We start from the raw sequence: 25936 nt of genomic DNA, 5'->3' as shown, positions 1-25936 counted from the left end.
TCCAAACTTCAGCAATGAACCTAAGCGCCGGTCACGCTTCGCCTGCGACCGGCAGACGTATGGCGTGTGCGCAGCACCTGCCCGCTGCGTCGATCTGCGTCGCGATGTGGCTGGCTTGGCGCAGCACGTCGCAATCGATCCAACGTCATCCGCCGGCTCGAACCAGCGGGTCCGTGGTCGTGCAGCCGCTGCGCCCGCAGCTGGCAGCTGCCAGGGCACGAAGGCTGCCAGGTAGTGCCAGCTGCCAAACCGGCTACAGGCGATAAGCCCGATGGCTGCATCACTGCAGCGAAGGCCGCCGGCGCCACGCGGCGAGACGCCAAGACAGCGCATCGCCCATGTCTGCCAGTCCACCGCCCACCCACGTGCATCAGCAGGTCGTGCAGGGTGGCGGTGGTGCCGAGCGCGCTACTACGGGCGGCGCTGCCAAGGCCGCTGCATGTGCGGCAGCGCCTTGCGGCGTACGCATCAGCGCACGCCGCACGCACTCACTTCAGGTACGCGCGCGGCAGCTGCCCGGCCTGCTGCAGGTAGCGGTCGCGCAGTTCGCTCTGGCGCGAGCGCATCGGCATTTCGCGCCCGCCCAGCCAGACCTGCTCGGCGTAGTGGGCGACATCCAGCGGGTCGCCTTCCCACAGCACCAGGTCGGCCTGCTTGCCCACGGCAATGCTGCCGATGCGATCGCCCACCCCGAAGATCTCCGCAGGCACGCGGGTCAGGCCGGCCAGCCCCGATTCCCACGGCAAGCCATTGGCCACCGCATTGCCGGCCAGCTGACGCAGCTTGCGGGCGTTATGCGAGGCGTCGCCGCTTTGGCTGAAGCTGACCTCCACACCGGCCGCGCGCAGGCGTGCGGCGTTTTCCAGCGTCGCGCCGATCTGGTCGAAGGTCGCCGGCAAATCCGCCAGCGCGTTCACCAGCACCGGGACCCTGGCCTGCGCCAGTTGCGGGGCCAGCTTCCACGCCTCGGCCCCGCCGGCGATGGCGATACGTACCTTCTCGCGTTGCGCCCAGCGCAACAGCTGACGGATGTCGGCGGCCCGTTCGACCTGCACCACGATGCGGCCTTGCCCGGCCAGATACCGGGCCAGCACGCTGCGCCCCATCGGCGTCAGCAATGCATGCGGCGACCCGGCGGGTACGCGGCCGCGTGCTTCGGCCACCAGTTGATCCAGCAGCATCCATTGCGCGGCACGCGAGCTGCCGGTGAGGTCGGACGCCGCTGCGCCGATGCGGATGAACAACGCATTGGGGCCCACCGGGTCCGGGCTGCCATCCAGCCGCACGATGCCACCCTGGCCGGCGATGAAGGCGCCGCTGGTGGTTGCGCCCAGCGCCGTGAAGCCGATGCCTTCCACGCGCGCCACCGGCACCAGCACCGAGTCGGGGTTGTAGGCCAGGGTGACATCGAACTCCGGGCGCATCGGTTGCTCGGCCAGCTTGACGCCGCTGTCCACGGTGCTGTCTTCGCCGGAGACTTCTTCGATGCCGATCTCGGTAATGCCGCCGAACAAGGCCGGCGTCAGCGGGCGGCCCTTGGCCTCGATCACGCGACCATCGGCCGGCGCGGCCAGGTTGCTGCCGATCGCGCGGATCACGCCGCCCTGCACCAACACGTCGGTGTGCTGCAGCGTGCCCTGCGCGGTGGCGGTGTGCACGGTGGCATCGCGGATCAGCACCTGCTGTGCCACCGCCGGCAACGCCAGCGCGGCCAGCACCAGCGCCGACAGGGCACGCCGCTGCGGGCGAGTCAGGATGCGGCGGCTCATCGTGCCACCTCCTGGCCCAGCATGAAGTCCGACACTGGTTGCAATGCGCGTTGATGCCGGTCGTAAACCTGCGCGCCGTCGATATACACCTGTTCGGCCAGTGCGTAGGAACTGAAGGGGTTGCCATTCCACACCACCACATCGCCCATCTTGCCCGGCTCCAGTGCGCCGGTCTGCTGCTCGATGCCCAACGCCTTGGCGGCGTTGCTGGTGAGCCAGCGGATCGCGCGCTCGGGCGCAATCTCCATGCCGCTGCGGCGCGCAGTGGCGATTACCTTGGCGGCCTCCTGATTCAGGCGCTGGATGCCTTCTTCCGAATCCGAATGCACGATGGCGCAGCTGTTGGCAGGCCGGTCGACCATGGCGATGTTCTCCTGGATGCCGTCGAAGGCTTCCATCTTGAAGCCCCACCAATCGGCCCATAGCGCGCCGCAGACGTTTTCCTGCGCCAGCCGGTCGGCCAGCTTGTAGGCCTCCACGCCATGATGGAAGGCGGCGATGTGGAAGCCGAATTCCTTGGACAAGTCCAGCATGGTGGCCATTTCGTCCGCGCGGTAGCAGTGGATGTGCACGCGGATATCGCCATTGATGGCGCCGGCCAGCGTATCGAGCTTGAGATCACGCTTGCCGCCGGCATCGCCGCTGCTGTCGTTGTCGCCACCACGGCTCCACCAGTGACGCTTCTTGGCGGGTTTCTTCTTCGGTGCGTTCTTCTGCAGGTACTCGGCCGCATCGATGAACGCAGCGCGGTAACCGGCCACATTGCCCATGCGCGTACCGGGGCCGCCCTTTTCGCCGTAGACGCGTTTGGGGTTTTCGCCGCAGGCCATCTTCAGGCCCCACGGTGCGCCGGGGAACTTCATGCCCTGGTAGGTCGTGGAGGCGACGTTCTTCAGCGTGACGCCGCGCCCGCCGATCAGGTTGGCCGAGCCTGGCAGGATCTGCAGCGAGGTGATGCCGCCGGCCAGCGCGGTGCCAAAGCCCGGGTCCTGCGGCCAGATCGAATGCTCGGCCCACACATTGGGCGTCACCGGTGCGGTCATCTCGTTGCCGTCGCTATGCGCGCTGACGCCCGGGCTGGGGTACACGCCCAGATGCGAGTGCACATCGATGATGCCGGGCGTCACCCACTTGCCGGTGCCGTCGATGCGGCGTGCATCGGCCGGCGCCTCGAGTGCGCGGCCGACGGCGGCCACCTTGCCGTCGCGCAGCAGCACGTCGGCATCGTCCAGCCGCTCGCCGGTGCCGGTGAGCACCGTGGCATGCTGGATCAGCACCGGACCGGACGCGAGCGCGCGGTAGGTGCTGGGGTAAGGGTCTTGCACGAACCGCGATGCCGCAGACGCAGGCCCGCACAGCAGCGCCGCGCCAAGGGCGGCGAACAGGATGGAACGCATGGATTTCCCCGGTGACACGAAAGCACAGGCCGCAAACCTAGCTGCCAGCGCCGTGCTTGCCAAGTGCTGGAGGTTGCGGTCGCGGCTGCCTCATCACATGCCAGAGCGCATGCTGTGCCGTATTCCTCAGGGGGGACGTCGATGATTGCCAAGACAGAACGCAACAAACAGGCCGACGTGGTGTTGGCTTTCTGGGAACTGGCCGGCTCGGCCCGCTGGTTCACGCACAACGATGCCTTCGACGCCAACTTTCGCCAGCATTTCAGCGAGCAGCACTTTGCCGCCGCACGGGGCGAGTATGCGCACTGGATGGCGCGCGCCGAAGACGCACTGGCCTTGCTGATCCTGCTGGACCAGTTCCCGCGCAATGCGTTCCGTGGCAGCGCGCATGCCTATGCCACCGACGGGTTGGCGTTGCAGTGCGCAAGGCAGGCGGTGGAGCGCGGCTTCGACCAGCAGGTCTCGGCGCAACTGCGGTTGTTTTTCTATCTTCCGTTCGAGCATGCCGAAGACCTGCAGGAGCAGGCACGCGCGGTGGAGCTGATCAGCGCAATGGGCGATACGGAAACCACCCACTGGGCGCTGGAACATCAACGCATCATCCAGCGCTTTGGCCGGTTCCCTCACCGTAATACCGTGCTGGGGCGTGTGACCAGCGCAGAGGAACAGCAGTTTCTCGATGACGGCGGGTTTGCCGGCTGAAGGCCGCCATCCACGCTTTGCATGGCGGCGGGCAAGGGGTGTACACCGCGCCTGCATGCCAGCGTGATCGCCGAACAGCTGTGTGCACTGCAGCGGGGACGGGCACCACGCGCGATGCCGCCACCGGCACCGCGCATGCCGTCGATCGATCAGCAGCCGCCTGGCAAACCTTCCGACCGCCAGCTGGCACCTTCGCCGAGCAAGAGATAGAAGCCGTAGCTTTCGTAGCCGCTTTCCGACAGCACCAGATCGAGCGTGCCGTTGCCGTCGATATCGCCGAACTGCAGCAGATGGGTGCGCTGCGGCAGGTCTTCGCAATCGTCGCAGCCGCTGGCGGCGTGGCCGTGGCGGAACTGCCAGCGGCTGCCGTCATGGTCGAAGATCGCAAGCACCACGAGCACGCCGGTCGGGTTCTCCGGATTGCCGGTCTTGGTCGGGTGGTTGGAGGTCAGCACGGCCACGCGCCGCTGCGGCTGCTGCGCATCGGTGATGATCTGCAGCGCGGCCAGATCCTGTGCGCGGTCGGCATTGAACGCGGCCAGTGCCTGTGCCAATGCCGCCGGCATGACGCGCTTGCGCAGCTGCGCGGTGTCGCTCGCCTGGCGAAACAATTCGCTCTGTTCGGTGGCGGTGGCTGCACGCGACGCAAAGCGCTTGCCCGGGTTGAGATCCACCGTCGACAGCAGCGGCGAATCGGACAGCGTGGTGCCGCCCTTGATGCGCAGCTTCGCGGTGCCGCCGCACATGCTGTTGTCGTCCACCGTCAGCGACGCAGGCCGCACGGTGCCAGTGGATACGCCGGTATTGAAGACCTGCAGCGGCTGGCCCAGCAACGCCTTGGGCAGGGTCGATTCCTTTGCCACAGCCTTGCCTAGCCACACCGGAATGTATTCCAGCGGATCGTCGGATGGCTGGCTGTCGTAGGTCTGGACCAGCAACACCGCGCGCGACGGTTCGGCAGCGTGGGCGGCCAGCGGTAGCAGCGCGGCCAGGGCGAGCGGGAGCAGGCGGGTGTGCATTGCGGCGGTGTCCTTGTGCGGGTTGATCCATGAAAAACGGACGCTCCAAGGAGCGCCCGTTTCGGTGCGCGGTGTGCCGCAGCTGTGCAGGCCTTGGTCACACGGGTCACGCAAGCGCGGCAGGCTGCACGAGCAGCCTGACGCCTGAGCGCTACCGCGACCGCTCGCGTCTGCTCAGTATTTCGCCACGCCGTTGTCCACCTCGTCCGACCACGCATCGATGCCGCCGGTGACGTTGTAGACGTTGGTGAAGCCCAGGCCGCGGAAGTGCTCGGCGGCCTGCAGGCTGCGCCCGCCGCGGTGGCACAGGAATGCCAGCGGGGTGTCCTTGGGCAGCTGTTCGATGGCGGCGCGCTCGTGCGCATCCAGGGTGCGGAACGGTGCGGCCACCGTGGCCAGCGCACGCTCGTCGGCCGGGCGCACGTCCACCAGGGTCAGGCTGCCGGACTTGAGGCGGTCGTCGGCATCGCGCACCGACAGCTCCTGCACCGGCTTGGGCGCGTTGGGGTTGTCGATCGCCAGGCCGCGGCCGCGGATGTCGTCCACCCAGTCGATGGTGATGCCGTCTGCGCGGCGCGCGCTGGCCAGGTCGAACTGCACGCGCAGGCCGTTGGATTCGGCGGCGATGGCGTTCGGGTTGGTCGGCGCCAGCTGGAAGTTCGGCTGGAAGTTGGCATCGATGGACAGCGTCAGCGAGGCATCCGGCGCATCGGCCAGCGCGCCCTTGAGCATCTCGACCGCGGCCGGGGTGATGGTGATCTTCGGTGGACTGCGGTCGGGCGCCTGCAGGCCGAGCATGTTGCTCAGCTCGCCGCTGTCGGCCATCTGCACGATGATGTCGCTGCCGCCGATCAGCTCGCCGTCCACGTACAGCTGCGGGATGGTCGGCCAGTCGCCGTAGGCCTTGATGCCTTCTCGGATTTCCTGGTCGGCCAGTACGTTGACGTGGGCATAGTCGATGCCCAGCCCGTCCAGCACGCCGACCGCCTTGGCCGAAAAACCGCACTGCGGCATGCCGGGCTGGCCTTTCATGAAGAGCACCACGCGGCTGGATTGCAGCAGCGTATCGATACGGGAACGCAGAGCGGGATCGAGGGACATGGCAGCACTTCGGTCAGATCGTGGAGACCGGGCATTCTACGCCGCGTGGCATCATGCGGCATGACCACGCCGGAAACGCTGTATCGCATCCCCTCCCGCCCGTACCGCTGGGTGGGCCTGTTCGCCCTGTCGCAGCTGGCAGTGGCGGTGCTGTGGTGGCATCTGGGCTGGGCCTGGGGCCTGCCGACGCTGCTGGTGTCGCATGCGTTGTTCGTGGTGCCGGTGTTCCTGCCGCGTGCGCGCCTGTATGCGCCGGTCCTGGCACGGCTGCCGGGCCGCGCGCCGCAGGTGTGGCTGACCATCGACGACGGCCCGTCCGACGACACCCCGGCCATGCTCGACGTGCTGGATGCCTACGGCGCCAAGGCCACCTTCTTCGTGGTCGGTGCGCGCGCCGAACGGCGGCCCGAGCTGGTGCGCGAGATCGTGCGACGCGGCCACGGCATCGGCAACCACAGCCATACCCATCCGCAGGCCTGGTTCTGGGCGCTGGGGCCGCGCCGCATGGCCCAGGAAATCGGGCTGGCGCAGCGCACCCTGGCCCGGATCACCGGCCAGGCGCCCCGGCTGTACCGCTCGGTGGTGGGCATGACCAACCCGTTCGTCGCCTCGCCGCTGCGTGCGCATGGCCTGACCCGCGTGGCCTGGAGCGCGCGCGGTTTCGACGGCGTGCGCTGCGAACCGGGCACCACCGTGGCGCGCATCGTGCGCGACCTGCGGCCCGGTGCCATCGTGTTGCTGCACGAAGGCGCCGCACACGGCCACAACCTCACCATCCTGCGCGGCGTGCTGGAGGCGATGCAGGCGCGCGGGCTGGTGGGGCAACGTCCGGATTGAACGCTGCCTCGGCGCGTGGCGTGGCGAGTGCAGTGCTGCTGCGCAGCGGTTGGTCTGTGTTGATCGCCGGTGTCCAATGCGGCACTGGCGCAGCGCCGTAACGCACTTCGCCGCTGGTATGGCAGCGCGCCAGGAACGCTGCGTACGAGCGCGGTGTCGGGCGCTCTTGCGTCAGGATGAAGCGACATCGCGCGGCAAGGAACGGATCGCGGGCGGCCGGCAATCGGTTGCCAACGCGTGGCAACCCAGCGTGCAAACCAGACGGCGTTTTTCTCGCAATTTGCAGCTCCCCTGTGCCGGCGTCTATTGACAGCGATGGGGCATGGATCGACCATGCGCGCCCAGCCAGCCAACGGGCCGCACCTCGCACGGTGTGACCGCGCCAGCCTCAGCGGCCGTCTTCGACGGCAGTGTTTCGATCATGAGGCTGACACCAATGTTCTCTCGTCCCGTGTCTGCGCGCGCTGGTGCGCGTGCCGATCTGCGCCTGTCGCGCGTGACCCCCCGACGCGCCGTGCTTGCGCTGGCCTGTGCCTGCCCGGCGCTGGCAAGCGCGCAATCGCAGCCCGGAGATCCGGTCGATCTGGATCGCCTGCAGATCCAGGCACACCGCAGTGCCACCACCGAGGGCAGCGATTCCTACACCGCCGATATCGCACGCAGTTCGGCCAAGCTGTCGCTGTCGTTACGCGACACGCCGCAGTCGGTCGTGGTGGTGACCCGCCAGCAGATCGTGGACCGCAACCTGCAATCGCTGCAGGACGTCACCGACACCGTGGCCGGCTTCAACTCGCCGACCTGGGATACCGAGCGCACCTACATCACCGCACGCGGCTTCGAGGTGGATTACTACCGCATCGACGGCATTCCCACCGATTACAGCGGCGATGTGCAGCAGAACATGGCCATCTACGACCGCGTCGAGATCGTGCGTGGTGCCAACGGGCTGACCTCCGGTGCCGGTAGCCCGGCGGCATCGATCGACCTGCTGCGCAAGCATGCCGACAGCGACGTGTTGACCGGCCGCGTGGATCTGTCGGCCGGCCGCTGGGACCGCTATCGCGGCACGCTCGATCTGCAATCCCCGCTCAACGCCGCCGGTACGGTGCGCGGCCGCGTGGTGGCCAGCTATGAAGACAAGCAGTCCTTCCGCGATTACTACGGCAAGCAGTCGTCGCTGTTCTACGGCATCGTCGATGCGGATCTGAGCGAGGCCACCAGCGGCTACATCGGCATCAACAAGCAGCGCAACGATGGGCGCGGCACCACCTGGGGCGGCGTCCCGGCGTATTTCAGCGACGGCAGCCGCACCGATTTCGCGCGCTCGGACGCGTTCACGCCACGCTGGGCGCGGGGCGTGGCCGATACCACCAACGCCTTTGCCGGGCTCACCCATCGTTTCGACAATGGTGCGCAGCTGCAGGTGGAGTACGCGCACCAGCGCTTCGAAACCGACTGGAAATCGGTGTTGTTCGGCTACCTGGATTATCCGGACGCACAGACCGGCCTGGGACTTGCCAGCACCTTTGGCGGGCGCTATCCCGCGCTCAGCGCGCAAAACAGTCTGGATGCCTACCTCACCCTGCCGTTGACGCTGTGGGGCCGCGAGCACGAAATCGTGGCCGGTGCCACCTGGCTGAATCGCAATGTGCGCAACTGGTCCAACCTGCCGCTGCAACCGTTGATCGCACAAAGCGTCTTCGCCTGGACCGGCACCATGGCGCAACCGCAGTGGACGCCGCTGAGCAAGGGCGAAGACCGTGATGTGCGTCAGGTGGCCGCCTACGCCGCCGGACGATTCCAGCTGACCGACACGCTGAAGGCCATCGTGGGTGCACGCGTCACCGACTGGAAAAGCACCGACCAGCTGGTGCCGGAAAATTCGTACGAGCGCCGGGGCCGCACCACGCCGTACGCCGGCCTGATCTTCGATGTGGACGACCACCACGCGCTCTACGCCAGCTACACCGGCATCTTCAAACCGCAGAACAACCGCGACCGCGGCGGGCGCTATCTCGACCCGCTGGAAGGCGATAGCTACGAGGTGGGTGCCAAGGGCGAATATTTCGGCGGCCAGCTCAATGCCGCGTTGGCGCTGTTCCGCATCGAGCAGGACAATCTGGCCGTCAACGACCCCGGGCAGTTGGTGCCAGGCACCACCAATCAGGCCTATCTCGCTGCCAGAGGCACTGTCAGCCAGGGCGTGGAGTTCCAGCTGGATGGCCAGCTGTCGGAGCAGTGGCGTCTTGCGTTCGGCTTCGCGCAGTTCGATGCCAACGACGCCAGCGGCGTGGACGTGAACCCGGCCAGCCCGCGCCGTGAGGCCACGCTGTTCACCAGCTGGCAGACCGGGCCGTGGCGGCTGGGTGGGGGACTGAGCTGGCAGTCGGCCATCCACGAGCTGATCGCCGCGCCGCAGGGCAACACGCAACGGCTGACGCAAGGCAGCGTGGTGCTGGCCAATGCGATGGCGCGCTACGACTTCAACCAGGCCTGGTCGGCACAACTCAACGTGCGCAACCTGTTCGACCGCCGCTACTACGCCAACATCGTCTACCAGAGCCAGCTGATCTACGGCGACCCGCGCGATGTGGAGCTCACGTTGTCCTGGAGGTTCTGACCTTGCTCCAGGCGACACGCGTTGCGGCGTGGATGCCGCCATCGAGCCTCATGGACGAGTTAACCGCGTGTCCCGCGACGATGAGGGAGCCGCGCCCTCGATCAGACTTGAAGACAGCCAAGTGATCGCAAGACGCGCAGTGCGGGGCGTCGCTACCTGATTGCTCAATACTGGAAGATCAGGCACAGAGCGGATGGTCTGCGCCTTTGCTGCAGGGCCCTTGCCCGCCCACCATCGCAGGACACGCTGCAAGTACGTCCTTGTAAGCTCCGTGGCGGCATCCATGCCGCCAAGGGTCCCGCGACGGTGGGCGGGCAAGGACCAGTGGAGATGGTCGGTGTGCATGGATCTCAACCAGCGACTAGCAAGCTGGTGCCGCGGTGTCTTTGCTCTTCAACAAAACCACCAGTCAACTGTCTGGCGTGGTGTCCTCGCCGATTGCGGGACCGTGTGGCGGCATGGATGCCGCACCGAGCCTCCACGGACGGATTCACGGCGTGTCCCGCGAGCGGTGAGGGCACCGCGCGCTCGACCAGACGTGAAGACAGCCAAGTGATCGCAAGACGCGCAGTGCGTGCGTCGTTACCTGATTGCTCAATACTGGAAGATCAGGCACAGAGCGGATGGTCTGCGCCTTTGCTGCAGGGCCCTTGCCCGCCCACCATCGCAGGACACGCTGCAAGTACGTCCTTGTAAGCTCCGTGGCGGCATCCATGCCGCCAAGGGTCCCGCGACGGTGGGCGGGCAAGGACCAGTCGAGATGGTCGGTGTGCCTGGATATGAACCAGCGACGAGCAGGCTGGTGATGCGGAGACTTTTGCTTTTCAACAAAACCAGCAACCAACTGTCTGGCGTGGTGTCCTCGCCGCTTGCGGGACCGTGTGGCGGCATGGATGCCGCCACCGAGCCTCCACGGACGGATTCACGGCGTGTCCCGCGAGCGGTGAGGGCACCGCGCGCTCGACCAGACTTGAAGATCGCCAAGTGACCGCGACAGGCGCGATGCAGTCGTCGCTACCTGATTGCTCAATACCGGCAGATCAAGCACAGAGCGGATCATCTGCGCCTTTGCTGCAGGGGCCCTTGCCCGCCCACCATCGCAGGACACGCTGCAAGTACGTCCTTGTAAGCTCCGTGGCGGCATCCATGCCGCCAAGGGTCCCGCGACGGTGGGCGGGCAAGGACCAGTCGAGATGGTCGGTGTGCATGGATATGAACCAGCGACGAGCAGGCTGGTGATGCGGAGACTTTTGCTTTTCAACAAAACCAGCAACCAACTGTCTGGCGTGGTGTCCTCGCCGATTGCGGGACCGTGTGGCGGCATGGATGCCGCCACCGAGCCTCCACGGACGGATTCACGGCGTGTCCCGCGAGCGGTGAGGGCACCGCGCGCTCGACCAGACTTGAAGATCGCCAAGTGATCGCGACAGGCGCGATGCAGTTGTCGCTACCTGATTGCTCAATAACGGCAGATCAGGCGGAGAGCGGATCATCTGCGCCGTTGCTGCAGGGCCCTTGCCGGCCCACCATCGCAGGACATGCTGCAAGTACCTCCATGTAGCTCCGTGGCGGTGGGCGGGCAAGGACCCGTGAGGTTGGTCGGTGTGCATGGATCTCAACCAGCTGGCATGTATACGCGTATGTCCCTGTCTCTGTGTGCCGTCCGCATGCGTCCGGCGATCGCGCGTTATGTTTGTCAGCCGTTCTGAATCGAGCAAGCCTCGTTGTGTACGGCTCAGCGCGGCTCGGCCACGATCAACCAGTTGTTGAACGGCGTATTGCCGTACAGCGGTGCAAACGTGGCGCGCAGGCCGGCCGCGTCCAGCTGCGCCTGCAGGCTGTCGCGGGTGGGGTAGCTACGCGGCATGCGCTGCATCCACCCGCTCAGGTGCGCCAGCACGTCGGTGACGCGGCTGGTGCGCCCGCGGCTGCTGGCATCGCCCAACGCGCTGCGGATCACCAGTTTGGCGCCGGGCGTGAGCATCTGCGCCACGCTGCGGAGCAGGCCGGCCTGCATGTCCGCTTGCAGATACTGCAGCACGTCCAGGATGGTGACGCTGCCCTGATGCTGCGGCCAGGCCAGGCTCAGGTCGACTACCTCGAACCTGGTATTGCCCAGTGCCGAGCGCTGCGCGATATGTTGCGCGCGGCGGATCTTGGACGCATCCACATCCACTCCGTAATACGCCAGCGTCTGCCCGTCGGCGCGCAAGGCATGCGCCAGCAGGCCCAGCCCGCAGCCCAGATCCAGCACCGGCGCGGTGGTGGTGCGCAGCTGCGCCAGTACACCCGGGTAGAGCGGGTCGGTGCGCAACTTGGCGTGCGTGTAGTAGTAGTCGTAGCGGTTGCCCAGCGGATGCTTGGGCAAAAACGCGCGTGCGATCGCCAGCGCTTGTGCGCGGCTCATCGGCTGGGTGGCGGTGCTGTGCAATGTCGTTCCTTGGCAATCAGGCGTGCTGCGCGGGTAGCTTAGGGCCTGCTGGCGTGATTGCGGTAGGCCCGATTGGCGTTTCCCCAGTGCCTGGTCAGGCGCAGCCCTGCCCGGCGTCGGTAGCGCGCTTGTTGCGCTTTTGCCGCGCGTCGCGCCGTGTCGGCGATGTGCGGCAGCGCCGACCAGCTGGGCGGTTGCGAGACGGCGGCAAACGCCACCCGTGCCTCGGGCCGATGACCATGCAGCGCCAGGCCAGTACGCACGCCTGCATCGCCCAAGCGCAAGCGCACGCCGTTGGCTCAGGCAATCGTGTCGACAGATCCCAATGCACCCAGCGCATCGCGCGCCGCAGGCAGCGCCACGGCTGCCCAGCGCGCATACATCGCAGCCGAGGGATGCAGGCCGTCGTCGACCAGCATCGCGATCGCATCGCCGCCGTCGCGGCTGGTGGCGGTGATATCGATGAAGCGGACGGCGCGCTCGCCGCAGCGCTCGGCCGCCACACCGTTGAAGGCACCGATCTGCGCGGCGATCAGCCCGGCATCGCGGCCTTGCGCGCGCGCAAAGGGCGTCAGCCCCCAGTCGGGAATCGACAGCACCAGCACGCGTGCCGCGTGGCCGCCGGCCAACGCAATGGCCTGCTGCAATAATGCATCGAACTGGCTGCAGTAGTCGTCCAGCGCCAGCCCGCGGTATTGATTGTTGACGCCGATCAACAGGCTGACCAGGTCGTAAGGACCCTGCGGCGCCGCAGCGTCGATGCCGGCCTGCAGTTCGTCAGTGGTCCAGCCGGTGGTGGCGATGATCTGCGGCGCCTGCACCGGCCAGCCGTGCGCGCGCAGGCCCTCGACCAGCTGCACCGGCCAGCGCTGCGCGGGGTCGACGCCTTCGCCAATCGTGTACGAATCGCCCAGCGCCAGATAGCGCTGCGGCGTGCCGGGCGCGGCCATCACGCCACGCTGCGCGACTTGAGCGGCACCACCTTGGTCACCGCCTCGGCGCGGCGTGCCAGGGCACGGTCGATGCGTGCGAACACATCACGCATCACGCTGGCCTCGGGCATCAGGGTCACGCGGAAATGGTGGCGATACGGCACGTTGAAGCTGGAGCCGGGTACCACCAGCACGCCTTCCTCGTTCATCAGGTCGAGTGCGAACGCGTGATCGTCGAAGTTGCGTGCCGCCGCACCCACCACCGCCGGGAATGCGTACAGCGCCCCGGCCGGTGCCACCAGCGACAGGTGCTCGCTGGCGGCGCAGGCCTCGATCACCGCGCGGCGGGTTTCGTACAAGCGGCCACCCGGCGCGCACAGCGCCGAAATGGTGTCCGGCCCGTTCACCGCGGCATCGATGGCGTACTGCCCCGGCACGTTGGCGCACAGGCGCAGAGCGCCGAGCAGGTCCATCGCGTTGCGCAGGTCGTTGATGCGCGCCTGCTCGCCGGACAGCAGCGCCCAGCCCACCCGCCAGCCGCAGGCGCGGTGCACCTTGCTCAAGCCGCTGAAGGTGATGCACGGGTGCGCGCCGGCCAGCGGCGCCACCGGCACGAAGGCCGCGCCGTCGTAGAGCACCTGGTCGTAGATCTCATCGACCATCAGCAGCAGATTGTGCTTGGTGGCAATGGCCACGATGCGCTCCAGCAGCTCGCGCGAATAACTGGCGCCGCTGGGGTTGTTCGGGTTGATCAGCACGATGGCGCGGGTGCGCGAAGACACCAGCGTCTCGATCTCCACCGGGTCCGGCTGGAAGCCGTTTTCCGGCGCGCAGCGGTAATACACCGGGCGACCATCGTTGAGGATGGTGGCGGCCGACCACAGCGGATAGTCGGGCGAGGGCACCAGCACCTCGTCGCCGGGGTTGAGCAGCGCCCGCAGCGACAGGTCGATCAGCTCGCTGACGCCGTTGCCGACAAAGATGCGGTCCGGGTGCGCATCCGGGTGCTGGCGACGCGAATACGCGGTGGCGATCGCCTCGCGCGCCTCCGGCAGGCCTTGTTGATGCGTGTAGGGATCGGTACGGCCCATGTCGTCGGCGATCGCGCGCTGCAGATGCTCCGGCGCGCGGAACCCGAACGCTCCCGGGTTACCGATATTGAGCTTGATCAGCTTGCGGCCCTGCGCCTCCAGCTCCCGCGCTCGTCGCGCCAGCTCGCCCCGGATTTCGTAGCGGACTTCGGACAGACGCTCGCGGATGGCGAGCGGCTTTTGCGGGGCAGTGGACATGCGACGGGCCGGTTGTAGGCGTGAGGCTTGGCATGGTAGCGGAAATGCGCCAGGCGGACATGCTTGCATCGGCAACGATGTCAAGGGGCTTCAGGCCCGTGCGAACCGATTGCACAGGCCGCAGCGGCCAGCCAGCTAGAATCGCCCCATGAGCGACACATCCCCCGATTACCCCACCCTCCAATCCATCGGCTGGCCCTGGCCTGGTCCCCCGGAAGACTCCGCCTGGCAGGCGATCTTTGCCGCGCATCCGCAGGCGTTGCCGGCGCGGGTGGTGGAGCAGCACCGCACCGGTTACGTGGTGGCCGATACGCCGGAGGCCAGCCTGAAGGCGGAATCGTTGCCGGAATGGCAGCGGCCGCGGTTTCCCAGCCATGAGCGGGCGGCGGTGGGCGATTGGGTGCTGATGGAGGGCAAGCGCATCGTGGCGCTGCTGCCGCGGCGTACCTCGATCAAGCGCGGTGCGGCCGGCGAGCATTATCACCAGCAGGTGATCGCGGCCAATATCGATACGGTGTTCATCGTGTGCGGGCTGGATGCGGACTTCAATCCGCGCCGCATCGAGCGCTATCTGCTGCTGGTCGGCGGCGGCGGTGCGCAGCCGGTAGTGGTGCTGACCAAGGCCGACCAGACCGAATACGCCGAGGATGCATTGGCGGTGCTGGAGGAGCTGGAGGCGCAGAACATTCCGTTGCGCGCGGTCAACGCCAAGGACCCGGACAGCGTGGCCGCACTGCGGCCGTGGCTGGGCGATGGGCGCACGGCGGTGCTGGTGGGCTCGTCCGGTGCGGGCAAATCGACGCTGACCAATACGCTGCTCGGCACGCAGAAGATGAAGACCAATGCGGTGCGCGAAAACGATTCGCGTGGCCGGCATACCACCACGCATCGTGCGCTGATCCCGCTGCCGACCGGTGCATGTCTGATCGATACGCCGGGCATGCGCGAGCTCAAGCCCACCGGCGAGGAAGATCTGGCCGAAGGCGGGTTCTCCGATGTGGAGGCGCTGGCGGCGCAATGCCGCTTCAATGATTGCGCACATATCGCCGAGCCCGGTTGCGCGGTGCGTGCGGCGATCGAGGCCGATACGCTGGATCCGGAGCGGGTGGCCAACTACATGAAGCTGCGCGTGGAAGTGGCCGCCGCCGCCGAAAAGCTTGCCACCCGGGTCGCGCAGAACACGCGCGGCAAGGGATCGGGCAAGCGACCGGCCAGCGTCGATCGCCCCGGGCGGCGCTGAGCATGCCCTCGCGTAAAGGCCCGCCGGACATCGTCCATCACGCGGCGCTGGACGCACGTTTGGTCAAGGCGGTGCGCGGCGTGCGCCTGCTGGCGTTGGCCAGCTGGCCGCGCTCGCTGCAGGAACCGTTTCTGCACAGTGTGGCGCGTGGCCAGCCGGAATTGCCGCAGGTGGAGTACCCCTCGCTCGATTTCGGCGACACCCGACGCGAACTGTCCGCCATCGCAAAAGCCGCCGACCCGCATCATCCCATCGGTGCGTACCTGATCGATTCGACCCATAGCTGGGACCTGGCGGCCGGCCTGCTGGAGTCGCTGGGTACCGCCGCGGTCAGCGATTACTCGGCGCAGCTGTTCGGCGTGCCCGACGACCCGATGCCGGGCAACGGCCCGACCACGCGCGAGGCGGCGCGCCATTTCATCCAGATCGCGCAGGAACTGGACCGCGAGCTGCTGGCGCCGGAAGAACAGGTGCCGGTCTCGGCCACCGCCTTGCGCATGCAGTTGCAGAACGACCTGGATGCGTTCTTCGACGGACGCGTCATCACCGTCACGCTCGACCCGGATCTGCTGGCCAAGGCGGCCGCCGGTGCACACCGCATCCGCTTGCGTACCGGCGCCACCTTCAGCGATTACGACCGCGCGCAGTTGTTCCATCACGAAGCGCTGGTGCATTCGCTCACCGCGCTCAATGGCCGCGCGCAGATGCACCTGCCGAGCCTGGGCATTTCCTCGCCGCGCACTACCGCCACGCAGGAAGGTCTGGCGACGTTTGCCGAGCAGATCACCGGCAGCATCGATATCGAACGCATGAAACGCATCAGTCTGCGCATCGAGGCGATTGCGATGGCGCGCGCGGGTGCCGATTTCATCGAGGTGTTTGGTTATTTCACCAATGGTGGCCAGAGCGCGGCGGAGAGTTTTTCATCCGCCCAGCGCGTGTTCCGTGGCGTGCCCACCGGCGGCGGCGGTGCATTCACCAAGGACACCGTCTACCTGCGCGGCCTGGTGGCCGTGCACACCTTTTTCCGGCATGCCTTGCAGCGCGACCAGCTGCAGCTATGCCGTTACCTGTTCGCCGGCAAGATGGCACTCGGCGATGTGGCGCGGTTTGCGCCGTTGTTCGACAGCGGCGTGCTGGTGGCCCCACGCTGGCTGCCGCCGTGGGTGAGCCGGGCCAGCGGGCTGGCCGGCATGCTGGCGTTCTCGTTGTTTGCCAATCGCATCCGCATGGACCAGCTGCAGCCGCCGGCGATCAATGTGTGAGGCGCCGCGCCGCAGTGACAAGAACGCTGCGATGACATAGGTGAACATTGCATCGCACACCCACGCGCTCTACACGAGGCTGCAACGAGCTGGACTGCACACTGCCTGCCTCGCCCGAGACGGGCAACGACGCGAGGCAATGCGATGAAAATCCTGATGGTGCTCACTTCCCACGACCAGCTCGGCGATACCGGCAAGAAGACCGGCTTCTGGCTGGAAGAATTCGCCGCGCCGTATTACGTCTTCAAGGACGCGGGCGCAGACATCACCCTGGTCTCGCCCAAGGGCGGCCAGCCGCCGCTGGACCCGAAGAGCGACGAGCCAGACGCCCAAACCGACGCCACCAAGCGTTTCAAGCAGGACCCGGAAGCGCAGAAGGCGCTGGCGAGCACGCACCGCCTGGCCGACGTCAAGGCCGACGACTTCGATGTGCTGTTCTACCCGGGCGGACACGGCCCGCTGTGGGACCTGGCCGAAGATGCGCATTCCATCGCGCTGATCGAGGCATTCGCCAAGGCCGACAAGCCGCATGGGCTGGTCTGCCATGCACCGGGCGCACTGCGCCGCGTCAAGGGCAGCGACGGCAAGCCGCTGGTCAACGGCCGCCGCGTCACCGGCTTCACCAATGGCGAAGAAGAAGGCGTGGGCCTGACCAAGATCGTGCCATTCCTGGTTGAAGACGTGCTGACCGAACTTGGTGGCAAGTACGAAAAGGGCGCGGATTGGGGCGTGCACGTGGTCACCGACGGCACCCTGGTCACGGGGCAGAACCCGGCTTCGTCAGAGAAGACCGCAGAGACCTTGCTTACGTTGGCCAAGCGCTGATCTTGCGAAAGCCCCTCTCCGTCGGGGCGAGGAGGCACAGCTTGCGCCCCACAGGCGCGCTTGCCTTGGAGCGCCTGCGCCGCAAGCGCAGGCCGAGACGCGGGGGTTGGGGTGAGGGTACGGTTTGCTTGTAACGCGGCAAGCCGCTGCTCACCGCACCACCGCCCGCTCGCTCAGTCCCCACGCTGCAACCAACGCACCCCATAAGCCGGGAGCAAAAGCGACACGTTATCGCTTGGCGTTGCAACGTCCACATCGCCGCCGGTCTCTAGCAGCGTCCAACCGCCACCGTCGATCGCCGCAAGCTCAACCGCAAGCGGCTGCTCGCCGAAATTATGCACGGCCACAAAGCTGTCGCCACGCGTCAACGCAAACAGTTGCGGATTGCCTAGCCCAATGCTGCCAAGCGTTTGATCGGCAGCCAATGCGGGGAGTGCGGCACGCTGCTGGATCAACCCACGCAGACGGCGATAGACCTCACCACTCAAGCTATCTGCATCGTGGCGTTGCGCGGCGGCCTGCCAATCCATCGCCGGCCGATGCAGCCAGCGGCCTTCGTGCTGGCGTTCGGCATCCGTGCGGTAACCGATGTCGTTGACCAGTGCCAATTCGTCGCCCATGTAGATCAGCGGCACGCCCGGCATCGCAAGCGCAACCGCGTACAGCAGCACCAGCCGGTTCACTGCAACCGTCAACGCCGCCGCATCGTCTGCCTCGTGCGCTGCCTGGATGCCAGTCAACGCAGCGGCCATGCCGTTGGTGCCGTGCACGCCATCCCCGCTGCTTTGAAAGCTTTCGCCGCGTGCGTAGCTGCCCGGCACTTCATTGGCATAAAAGCGCGCGACATCGCGCAGCGAAAACGGCGGCTGCGTCGCATTGCCGGCTGCTTCGTGCTGCAACACGTTCCAGCCGATGTCGTCGTGGCAGCGCACATAGCTCAGCCATGCACAATTGGCCGGCAATGGCGGGCTGTGCGCGATGACGTTGTGCAGGATGTCGCCGCGTTGCAATGCCAGTGCCGACCAGCCGGCCGCCATCAGCGTGCTGTGATAGGCCAGGTGGCATTCGTGGCCCCGGTCCTCGCCACTGCCGAAGTAGGGCGGCAATTGCGTCATCGGCACGATGGCTTCGGCCTTCATCACCACCGACGGCGCAACGATATCGGTGACCGCGCGCAGCGCCACCAGCAAGGTATGCGCCTCGGGTTGATTCATGCAGTCGGTGCCGGTGCGCTTCCACAGATACGCGGTGGAATCCAGGCGGAACGCTTCCACACCCAGATTGGCCAGCTGCAGCATCGCCAGCGCCATCTCGCCGAACACGGCGGGGTTGCTCCAGTTCAGATCCCATTGATAGGGATAGAACGTGGTCCACATCCACTGGCCGGTGGCGTCCACCCAGGTGAAGTTGCCGGGTGCGGTGTGCGGGAAGACCTGTCCCAGCGTGGCTTCGTACTGGTCGGGCTGCGTGCGATCGGCGAAGTGATGATAGTAGTCGAGATAGCGCGCATCGCCGGCCCGCGCCGCCTGCGCCCAGGCGTGATCGTCGGCGGTATGGTTGAGCACGAAATCCGCGCACAGGCTGATGCCGGCCTCGCGCAGGCGTGTGGTCAGTGCGACGAGATCGTCGTTGCTGCCCAGGCTCGGCTCCACCTGACCATAATCGCTGACCGCAAAGCCGCCATCGTTATCGCCGGCGCGCGCGCGCAGGAACGGCAGCAGGTGCAGATAGCGCACGCCCAGCTCCTGCAGATACGGCACACGTTCGGCCACGCCTTGCAGCGTGCCGGCGAAGCGATCCACGTAGGCGCTGTAGCCCAGCATGTGCTGCTCGCCGAACCAGCCGGGCTGGCGCGTTGTGTCGAGCTGTTGCAGTGGCTGTGGCCGCTGTTGCGCGCCGCTGCCGAGCGCGCTCAACCACCGCGTCAGCCACGCCGCATGGTCCGGGCGTTGCCCATATAGCGCTTGCAGCGCGTCGAGCAGACGCGGTGCATGCCGGTCGAAGCGCGGCAACAGCGCGCTCGCTCGCTGCGCATCCAGGGGCGCGGCAAAGGCCGCGCGCAATGCAGTGAAATCGCTGGGGGAGGTGCTCATCGGCAAGCGCCGGGACGAACCCGGCGAGGGGTCCTTAGAAGTCGTAACGCAGGCTGATGCTGGTGGTGCGGCCGGCAATCGAGCGCGCGCGGATGATGCCGTTGGCCGGGATGCTGGCTTCCTCGGCCTCGGTGAGCCCGAAGGTGTTGAACAGGTTGTTGACGTTGAGCGCGACGGTGAGTGCGTCGGTCACGCGGTAGTCGCCGAACAGGTTCACCTGGGTGTAGCCGGGCATCTTGAGCTGGTTGGAGTCCTGGGTGTAGGCATCGGTGGTGCCGATCAGGTTCACGCCGAACTGGTAGCCGTCGCCGCGGTAGCTGGGCGTCAACTGCCACACCACATCGGCCTGGCGACGCGGCACGTTGCCGGTGTTTTCCGGAGTGATCTGGTCCTTGGAAATCTCCGCATCGGTCCAGGTCAGGCCGCCGTTGACGGTGAAGCCTTCGTAGCGGTAGCTGGCTTCCAGCTCCACGCCGTGCGCCTCGTAGCTGCGGTTGAAGAAACGCTGGCTGGTGACTTCGAAGTTCTGTTCCTCGGTGCGTGCCGAGAACGCGGTGGCGAACAGGCTCAGGCCGTCGCGGCGCCACTTCAGGCCGGCTTCGGCCTGGCGGACCACGTTGACGCCTTCATCGGAGGAGACCGAGCCGTCGTCGCGGACCACGCCGAACAGCAGGCGGTCGGCATTGGCGCGTGCGCCGCGGCTGATGCGCGCGAAGGCGCCCAGGTCGTCGGTGATCAGGTAATTGCCGCCCAGCGAGTACGACAGGTAATTCCAGTCGTAGTCCACCGGGCGGGAGTTGGCGGTGTCGACCGTGGCCACGCGCTGCTCCACCGGCTGGATCACGCCGTCGCCGTTGACGTCCAGGTTCTGCGCGATGGCGGTGCCGTTGTAGCTGCCGCGCGCGTCGCCCATGTCGTAGCGCAGGCTGCCGTCGACGCTGAACTTGCCGCTGTCGAAAGTCAGTGCCACATACGGTGCGTTGACGTCGTAACGCACGTCGTAGCTACGGGTGACGCAGCAGTCGCCCCAGAACGGGGTGCCGTAGGCGTACAGGCCGTTTTGCGAGCGCGATACGCCGGCAGCGTCGACCACGTTGAGCAGGCGCGAATCGCGGCCCAGGCTCTGCACGTAGGAGTTCCAGGTCCAGTCCATGTCGATGGTCTGGCGCGAGCTGTAATAGCCGGCGCGCAGGTTGAGCGTGCGGCCGTCGCCGCCGAACTCGCGCGAGACGCTCAGATCGTTGGTGACATTGCCCAGGTCGTTGATGGCGACATTGAACAGATGCGTGCGGATGGCGTTGCCGGTGTAGGCCTGGCCGGCATCGGCGCCGCTGGCCTGCACCAACTGCGCACCGGCGCCGCCGATGGAGGCGGCCAGCGTGGCCGCATCGGTGACCTCGGCCGGGAACGGGCTGACGAAGCGGCCACTGTTGTCGGCGATACGGAATTTCTCGCTCAGGTTCCAGCCGTTGCCCAGGTCGAACCAGGCTTCGGCGCCGATGGTGCGCGAGATTGGGTGCATGCCGTCCCCCAGGTCGGTGCGGCGCGGCCGGTTGTTGCCATCCAGGCCGACATCGCTGCGGAAATTGCGGCTGTACAAGGTGTCGTTGCCGGGGTCGAAGCCGGGGAAGCCGCCCAGGTCCGGCGAGCCGTCGCGGCCACGCACGGAAGTGGGCACAGGCAGATAGCCGGCGGCGCGGTCGTTGAGGTATTTGCCGTACAGGCGCACATAGCCGTTGTCGAACAGACGGGTGAGGTTGGCCTTGATCTGGCCGCCCTTGTCGGTGGTGTAGCCGGCATCGCGCACGCCATCGCCCTGGCGGAAGAAGCCGCCGATGTTGAACTGCCATTGCTCGGCGAACGGCGCGCCGTAATTGAAGTCGATGCGGGTGTTGTCGTAGTCCAGGCCGCGGCTGACGCCGACGCTGCCGCCTTCGGTATCACCGGTCTTGCTGATGAAGTTGATGATGCCGCCGGGCGCGTTGCTGGTAAACGTGGACGCCGAGCCGCCGCGGATGGCCTCGATGCGGTCCAGGGTGAAATCCGAGCGCAGGAAGATGTCGGCATTGCCGAAGGCGATATCGCCGAACTCCATCACCGGCAGTCCGTCTTCCTGCAACTGCAGGAACTTGGCGCCGCCCGATGCGACGGGAAGGCCGCGCACGGCGATGTTGGCATTACCTTCGCCACCGCTGGACTCGGAGCGGATGCCGGGGATGTTACGGAAGATTTCGGCGGTGCTGCGCGGCGCCGATTGTTCGATGGCCTCGGCACCGACGGTGCTGACCGAGACGCTGGATTTCAGCTTGGTGGTGGCGGTGGACGTGCCGGTCACGAACACCGAATCCAGATTGACCGCGGCGCTGTCGGCGGCCGGCGGAGTGGCGGGTGCGGCAGCGGCGTCCTGGGCCAGCGCGGCGGGCGCGCACAGGCAGGAAACGACCGCGCAGGCCAGGGCATGCAGGCGCAGGGTGTGCAAGGTGGACATCGCGATTCTCTCTCTCACAGGTGGTAGTGTGCCGACGCCTGCATCGTCCCCTCCCAGGGAATGGCCGTGCGGCCTGCAGTGCGAGCGCAGTAATACGCGTCAATACAATCGATTGCAATCGTGCATTGCAGCATTCGAATGGCTACCCGGCCGCCCTCAAGGCAAAGCGCCAACGTGCTGCGGCGCAGCGTTACAATCGATTGCAAAGGCGGCAGGGTACAGTGCGCTGCGGCCACTGGGAGCCGCACCGATGCCCAGGGCCCTGCATGTCGTCGACCGCTCCTCCGCTCTCCTTCGCGCGCATCCTGGCGCTCAACGCCGGCTTCTTCGGCGTGCAATACAGCTTCGGCTTGCAGCAGAGCAACATGAGCCCGATCTACAACTACCTGGGCGCCGACCACGCCAGCCTGCCGTACCTGTGGCTGGCCGGGCCGATCACCGGGCTGGTGCTGCAGCCGTTCGTGGGTGCATGGAGTGACCGCTCGGTCACCCGCTGGGGCCGGCGCATGCCGTACATGGTGCTGGGCGCGCTGGTGTGCAGCCTGTGCCTGCTGGCGATGCCGTTCAGTACCGCGCTGTGGATGGCGGTGTGCTTGCTGTGGATCCTGGATGCGGCCAACAACGTGGCGATGGAGCCGTACCGTGCACTGGTCAGCGACGTGCTGGCGCCACCGCAGCGGCCGCTGGGTTATCTGACCCAAAGCGCGTTCACCGGTCTGGCGCAAACCCTGGCCTATCTCACGCCGCCGCTGCTGGTGTGGATGGGCATGAACCAGGATGCCGCGAACGCACACCATATTCCGTACGTCACCATCGCTGCGTTCGTGATCGGTGCGGGATTTTCGGCTGCCTCCATCCTGCTCACCGCGCGCAGCGTGCGCGAGCCGGCGATTGCGCCGGCAGAGATCGCGCGCATGCGCCAGCGCGGCGCCGGCCTGGGCGCGGTGATACGCGAGATCGGCGGTGCGTTGCGCGACATGCCGCCGACCATGCGCCAGCTGGCCCCGGTGATGCTGTTCCAGTGGTACGCGATCTTCTGCTACTGGCAATACATCGTGCTGTCGTTGTCGACCACGTTGTTCGGCACCACCGACGCCACCTCGCACGGGTTCCGCGAGGCGGGGCTGGTCAACGGGCAGATCGGCGGCTTCTACAATTTCATCGCGTTTCTGGCTGCATTTGCGATGGTGCCGGTGGTACGCCGCTTCGGCCCGAAGTACACGCATGCCGCGTGCCTGCTGGCGGCGGGCGCCGGCATGTGGCTGTTGCCGGGCATCGAGAACCGCTGGCTGTTGCTGCTGCCGATGATCGGCATTGGCCTTGCCTGGGCCAGCATGATGGGCAACCCGTACCTGATGCTGGCCGACAGCATTCCGCCCGAGCGTACCGGTGTGTACATGGGCTTGTTCAACCTGTTCATCGTGCTGCCGATGCTGATCCAGATCGTCACCTTGCCGCTGTATTACGAGCGCCTGCTGCACGGCGACCCGCGCAATGTGATCAAGCTTGCCGGCGCACTGATGCTGGCCGCCGCGGTAGCGATGCTGTGCGTGCGCGTCCGCAAGCCGAAAGTGATCCTGTCAGATTCTTAGGAATACCTAGCTGACATCGCCGGCTGCCTGCCCCCCTCATCCGCCCTTCGGGCACCTTCTCCCGCAGGCGGGAGAAGGAAGCGGGCTGCCGGCTGGTATCTGCGAATCCGCAATCCCAATCCGCAATCCCAATCCGCAATCCCAATCCGCAATCCGCAATCCCAATCCCAATCCCGAATCCCGAATCCCGAATCCCGAATCCCGAATCCCAAATCCCAAATCCCAAATCCCCGCTTCACGCCGACTCGCGCACCACCAGCTTCACCGGCATTTCAACCGATTGCACCGTTTCGCCGGCAATGAGCGCCAGCAGGCGGTCCACCAGCAATCGTGCGGCCAGGCCGAGGTCCTGCCGCACCGTGGTCAACGGTGGCTGGCTGTAGGCCGCCAGCGGGATGTCGTCGAAGCCCACCAGCGAAATGTCCTGCGGGACGCGGTGGCCTGCTTCGACCAGGGCGCGGATGGCGCCCACGGCAATCACGTCGGAGGCGGCAAACAGGCCATCCGGCGGGTCGGTCTTCTTGAGCATGGCGCGGGTCAGCCGGTAGGCGTCTTCGCTCACGAAATGGCTGCGCGCATGCAGGCGGGTGTCGAATTCCAGCCCGTGCTGCCCCAGCGCGTGGCGGTAACCGGCAAAGCGCGGTGCCACTTCCGGCAGCTGGTCGTCGCCGAGGAAGGCGATGCGCTGGCGGCCGCTGGCGATCAGGTGTTCGGTGGCCAATGCGCCGCCCTGGAAATTGTCGCTGCCTACGCTGATGTAGGCCTGCCCGTCGATGCGGCTGCCCCAGACCGCCATCGGCAGGCCATCGCGTGCGGCCTCGTCCAGTGCGGCATGCTCGGAGCTTTGCCCCAGCACGATCACGCCATCGGAGCGGTTGCCGCGCGCCAGCTGCTCCACCCAGCCGTCCTGGTGCCGGTCCAGCTTGGACAGCAGCATGCTGTAACCACGGCCGGTGAGTTCTTCGGCCAGCAGCGCCAGCATGGTCATCAGGAACGGATCGGACAGCGGCTGATCCAGCGCATGCATCATCGGCACCGCCACGCTCACCGTGTTGGAGCGTTTGGCGCGCAGGCTGCGCGCGACCGGGTCGACCTGATAGCCGGCATCGGCGGCAATCTGCTTGATGTAGGCGCGGGTGCGCTCGGCCACCACCGGGCTGCCGGCCAATGCACGCGACACGGTGGACTCGGAGACGCCGGCCATGCGGGCGATATCGGCCATCTGCGGGCGGGCATTGTGCGTGGTGCGTTCTGAAGGTTTGGCCATGGCAGCGCACTGCGGAAAAGCCAGAGTGTAATCAGTTCGCACTAGAGGCGGGTTGTTCGCGTAGTGGCGGCCGCTTGTGCGCGGATACGCTGCGTCATCGCGCACCCATGTCCTAGCGTTTGCACTCGATCGGTCGATGCGCGTGGCAGACGGACACGACGGCTGCGTCGCCGTGGCCTGTACCCGAGGTACCGAAGAGGTGCCGCCAGTGGCATGCGGCGACGGCCATCAGCCCATGTAGAGGCCGCCATTGACCGCATAGTCGGCGCCGGTCACGTAGGCAGCCTCGTCTGAAGCGAGCCACGCGCACAGGCCCGCCACTTCGGCCGGCTTGCCCAGCCGGCGCACCGGTACCGAGGTGGCCAGGCGGTCGAGTACGTCCGGCGGAAAGCTGCTGATGGATGCGCTGGCGATGTAACCGGGCGAGATGGTGTTGACGGTCACCCCGCGCGAGGCGACTTCTTGCGCCAGGGCGCGGCTGAAGCCATGCATGGCCGCCTTGGCGGTGGCGAAATTGATCTGCCCGATCTGGCCCTTGTGCGCGCTGACCGAACCGATGTTGACGATGCGCCCCCAGCCGCGCGACGTCATGCCATCGACCACCTGCTTGGTGATGTTGAACAGCGAGTGCAGGTTGCTGGCGATCACCGCGTTCCAGTCGTCGCGGGTCATCTGCCGGAACAAGGTGTCGCGGCTGCCGCCGGCGTTGTTGACCAGCACATCGATCTCGCCGACTTCGGCCTTGACCTTGGCAAACGCGGCCACGGTCGACTCCCAGTCGGCGGCGTTGCCTTCGGAGGCCACGAAGTCGAAACCCTGTTCGCGCTGCTCGCGCAACCAGGCCGACTTGCGCGGCGAATTGGGCCCGCAACCGGCAACCACGGTGTGCCCGCTGCGCGCCAGCTTCTGGCAGATCGCGGTGCCCACACTGCCCATGCCACTGGTGACGTATGCGATGCGGAGAGTCATTGAGTAACTCCTTCGGAGTTGGGATTCGGGATTGGGGATAACGGGATTCGTAACAGCGGGCAGTGATTCGCTCTGGCTTTTGCGAATCCCCAATCCCGAA

The 25936-nt window shown here is 66.7% G+C and carries 18 protein-coding genes; 7 read left to right on the top strand and 11 right to left on the bottom strand.

Annotated elements, in window-relative coordinates; genetic code table 11:
- Nucleotides 1-488: 488 nt before the first annotated feature.
- A complete protein-coding gene (locus tag ACCQ10_RS16965; protein ID WP_372361355.1) occupies nucleotides 489-1769 on the bottom strand; it encodes an amidohydrolase family protein in 1281 nt (426 codons plus the stop codon).
- On the bottom strand, nucleotides 1766-3166 hold the full coding sequence (locus ACCQ10_RS16960; protein ID WP_184367654.1) for an amidohydrolase: 1401 nt from the start codon (nucleotides 3164-3166) through the stop codon (nucleotides 1766-1768). Before ACCQ10_RS16960 ends, ACCQ10_RS16965 begins: the two co-directional genes overlap by 4 nt.
- A gap of 141 nt (nucleotides 3167-3307) precedes the next feature.
- Here ACCQ10_RS16960 and ACCQ10_RS16955 point away from each other — a divergent pair, with 141 nt between their 5' ends.
- On the top strand, nucleotides 3308-3868 hold the full coding sequence (locus ACCQ10_RS16955) for a DUF924 family protein (protein ID WP_372361354.1): 561 nt from the start codon (nucleotides 3308-3310) through the stop codon (nucleotides 3866-3868).
- A 149-nt stretch (nucleotides 3869-4017) separates the two neighbouring features.
- Here ACCQ10_RS16955 and ACCQ10_RS16950 read toward each other — a convergent pair whose 3' ends face one another.
- Both ACCQ10_RS16950 and grxD read right to left on the bottom strand, forming a co-directional pair.
- Nucleotides 4018-4887, bottom strand: a complete 870-nt coding sequence (locus ACCQ10_RS16950) for a hypothetical protein (protein ID WP_372361353.1) — start codon at nucleotides 4885-4887, stop codon at nucleotides 4018-4020.
- Between the two features lie 174 nt (nucleotides 4888-5061).
- Nucleotides 5062-5988, bottom strand: coding sequence for a Grx4 family monothiol glutaredoxin (grxD, locus tag ACCQ10_RS16945; protein ID WP_372361352.1), 927 nt, complete (start codon nucleotides 5986-5988; stop codon nucleotides 5062-5064).
- Nucleotides 5989-6048: 60 nt separating this feature from the next.
- On the opposite strand from grxD, the gene ACCQ10_RS16940 reads away from it, so the two are divergent.
- Both ACCQ10_RS16940 and ACCQ10_RS16935 read left to right on the top strand, forming a co-directional pair.
- On the top strand, nucleotides 6049-6825 hold the full coding sequence (locus ACCQ10_RS16940) for a polysaccharide deacetylase family protein (protein ID WP_372361351.1): 777 nt from the start codon (nucleotides 6049-6051) through the stop codon (nucleotides 6823-6825).
- A 436-nt stretch (nucleotides 6826-7261) separates the two neighbouring features.
- Nucleotides 7262-9445 carry a TonB-dependent siderophore receptor gene (locus ACCQ10_RS16935; protein WP_372361350.1) on the top strand — a complete coding sequence of 728 codons (2184 nt, stop codon included), beginning with the start codon at nucleotides 7262-7264 and terminating at the stop codon, nucleotides 9443-9445.
- A 1735-nt stretch (nucleotides 9446-11180) separates the two neighbouring features.
- On the opposite strand, the gene ACCQ10_RS16930 is transcribed toward ACCQ10_RS16935, so the two are convergent.
- The 3 genes from ACCQ10_RS16930 to ACCQ10_RS16920 all read right to left on the bottom strand — a co-directional run bounded on the left by ACCQ10_RS16930 (nucleotide 11181) and on the right by ACCQ10_RS16920 (nucleotide 14097).
- A complete protein-coding gene (locus ACCQ10_RS16930) occupies nucleotides 11181-11852 on the bottom strand; it encodes a methyltransferase (protein WP_047695005.1) in 672 nt (223 codons plus the stop codon).
- A gap of 323 nt (nucleotides 11853-12175) precedes the next feature.
- Nucleotides 12176-12826, bottom strand: coding sequence for an SGNH/GDSL hydrolase family protein (locus ACCQ10_RS16925; RefSeq protein WP_372363158.1), 651 nt, complete (start codon nucleotides 12824-12826; stop codon nucleotides 12176-12178).
- Nucleotides 12826-14097: a pyridoxal phosphate-dependent aminotransferase gene (locus ACCQ10_RS16920; protein ID WP_372361349.1), complete on the bottom strand. Its 1272-nt coding sequence runs from the start codon at nucleotides 14095-14097 to the stop codon at nucleotides 12826-12828. Before ACCQ10_RS16920 ends, ACCQ10_RS16925 begins: the two co-directional genes overlap by 1 nt.
- Before the next feature lie 148 nt (nucleotides 14098-14245).
- Between ACCQ10_RS16920 and rsgA the strand changes: the two genes are divergently transcribed.
- The 3 genes from rsgA (at nucleotide 14246) to ACCQ10_RS16905 (ending at nucleotide 17427) form a co-directional block, all read left to right on the top strand.
- Nucleotides 14246-15337, top strand: a complete 1092-nt coding sequence (rsgA, locus tag ACCQ10_RS16915; protein ID WP_372361348.1) for a ribosome small subunit-dependent GTPase A — start codon at nucleotides 14246-14248, stop codon at nucleotides 15335-15337.
- Between the two features lie 2 nt (nucleotides 15338-15339).
- Nucleotides 15340-16602, top strand: a complete 1263-nt coding sequence (locus ACCQ10_RS16910) for a flavohemoglobin expression-modulating QEGLA motif protein (RefSeq protein ID WP_372361347.1) — start codon at nucleotides 15340-15342, stop codon at nucleotides 16600-16602.
- Between the two features lie 144 nt (nucleotides 16603-16746).
- Complete coding sequence (locus ACCQ10_RS16905) at nucleotides 16747-17427, top strand: type 1 glutamine amidotransferase domain-containing protein (protein WP_372361346.1); 681 nt, start codon at nucleotides 16747-16749, stop codon at nucleotides 17425-17427.
- Nucleotides 17428-17600: 173 nt separating this feature from the next.
- On the opposite strand, the gene ACCQ10_RS16900 is transcribed toward ACCQ10_RS16905, so the two are convergent.
- On the bottom strand, nucleotides 17601-19520 hold the full coding sequence (locus tag ACCQ10_RS16900; RefSeq protein WP_372361345.1) for an alpha-amylase family protein: 1920 nt from the start codon (nucleotides 19518-19520) through the stop codon (nucleotides 17601-17603).
- 34 nt (nucleotides 19521-19554) lie between these two features.
- Nucleotides 19555-22008: a TonB-dependent receptor gene (locus tag ACCQ10_RS16895; protein ID WP_372361344.1), complete on the bottom strand. Its 2454-nt coding sequence runs from the start codon at nucleotides 22006-22008 to the stop codon at nucleotides 19555-19557.
- A 266-nt stretch (nucleotides 22009-22274) separates the two neighbouring features.
- Between ACCQ10_RS16895 and ACCQ10_RS16890 the strand changes: the two genes are divergently transcribed.
- Nucleotides 22275-23600 (top strand): MFS transporter, encoded by a 1326-nt coding sequence (locus tag ACCQ10_RS16890; protein ID WP_184438356.1) that lies wholly within the window; start codon nucleotides 22275-22277, stop codon nucleotides 23598-23600.
- 235 nt (nucleotides 23601-23835) lie between these two features.
- Here the strand turns inward: ACCQ10_RS16890 and ACCQ10_RS16885 are convergent, their stop codons facing one another.
- Both ACCQ10_RS16885 and phbB read right to left on the bottom strand, forming a co-directional pair.
- Complete coding sequence (locus ACCQ10_RS16885) at nucleotides 23836-24867, bottom strand: LacI family DNA-binding transcriptional regulator (RefSeq protein ID WP_372361343.1); 1032 nt, start codon at nucleotides 24865-24867, stop codon at nucleotides 23836-23838.
- 228 nt (nucleotides 24868-25095) lie between these two features.
- A complete protein-coding gene (phbB, locus tag ACCQ10_RS16880; RefSeq protein WP_039406241.1) occupies nucleotides 25096-25836 on the bottom strand; it encodes an acetoacetyl-CoA reductase in 741 nt (246 codons plus the stop codon).
- Between the last annotated feature and the right edge of the window lie 100 nt (nucleotides 25837-25936).

The sequence above is a fragment of the Xanthomonas sp. NCPPB 1325 genome (assembly GCF_041477645.2).
Lineage (GTDB): Bacteria > Pseudomonadota > Gammaproteobacteria > Xanthomonadales > Xanthomonadaceae > Xanthomonas > Xanthomonas cannabis.
Note: the sequence above shows the minus strand (reverse complement) of the source record. Positions and strands in the feature narration are given on the sequence as shown.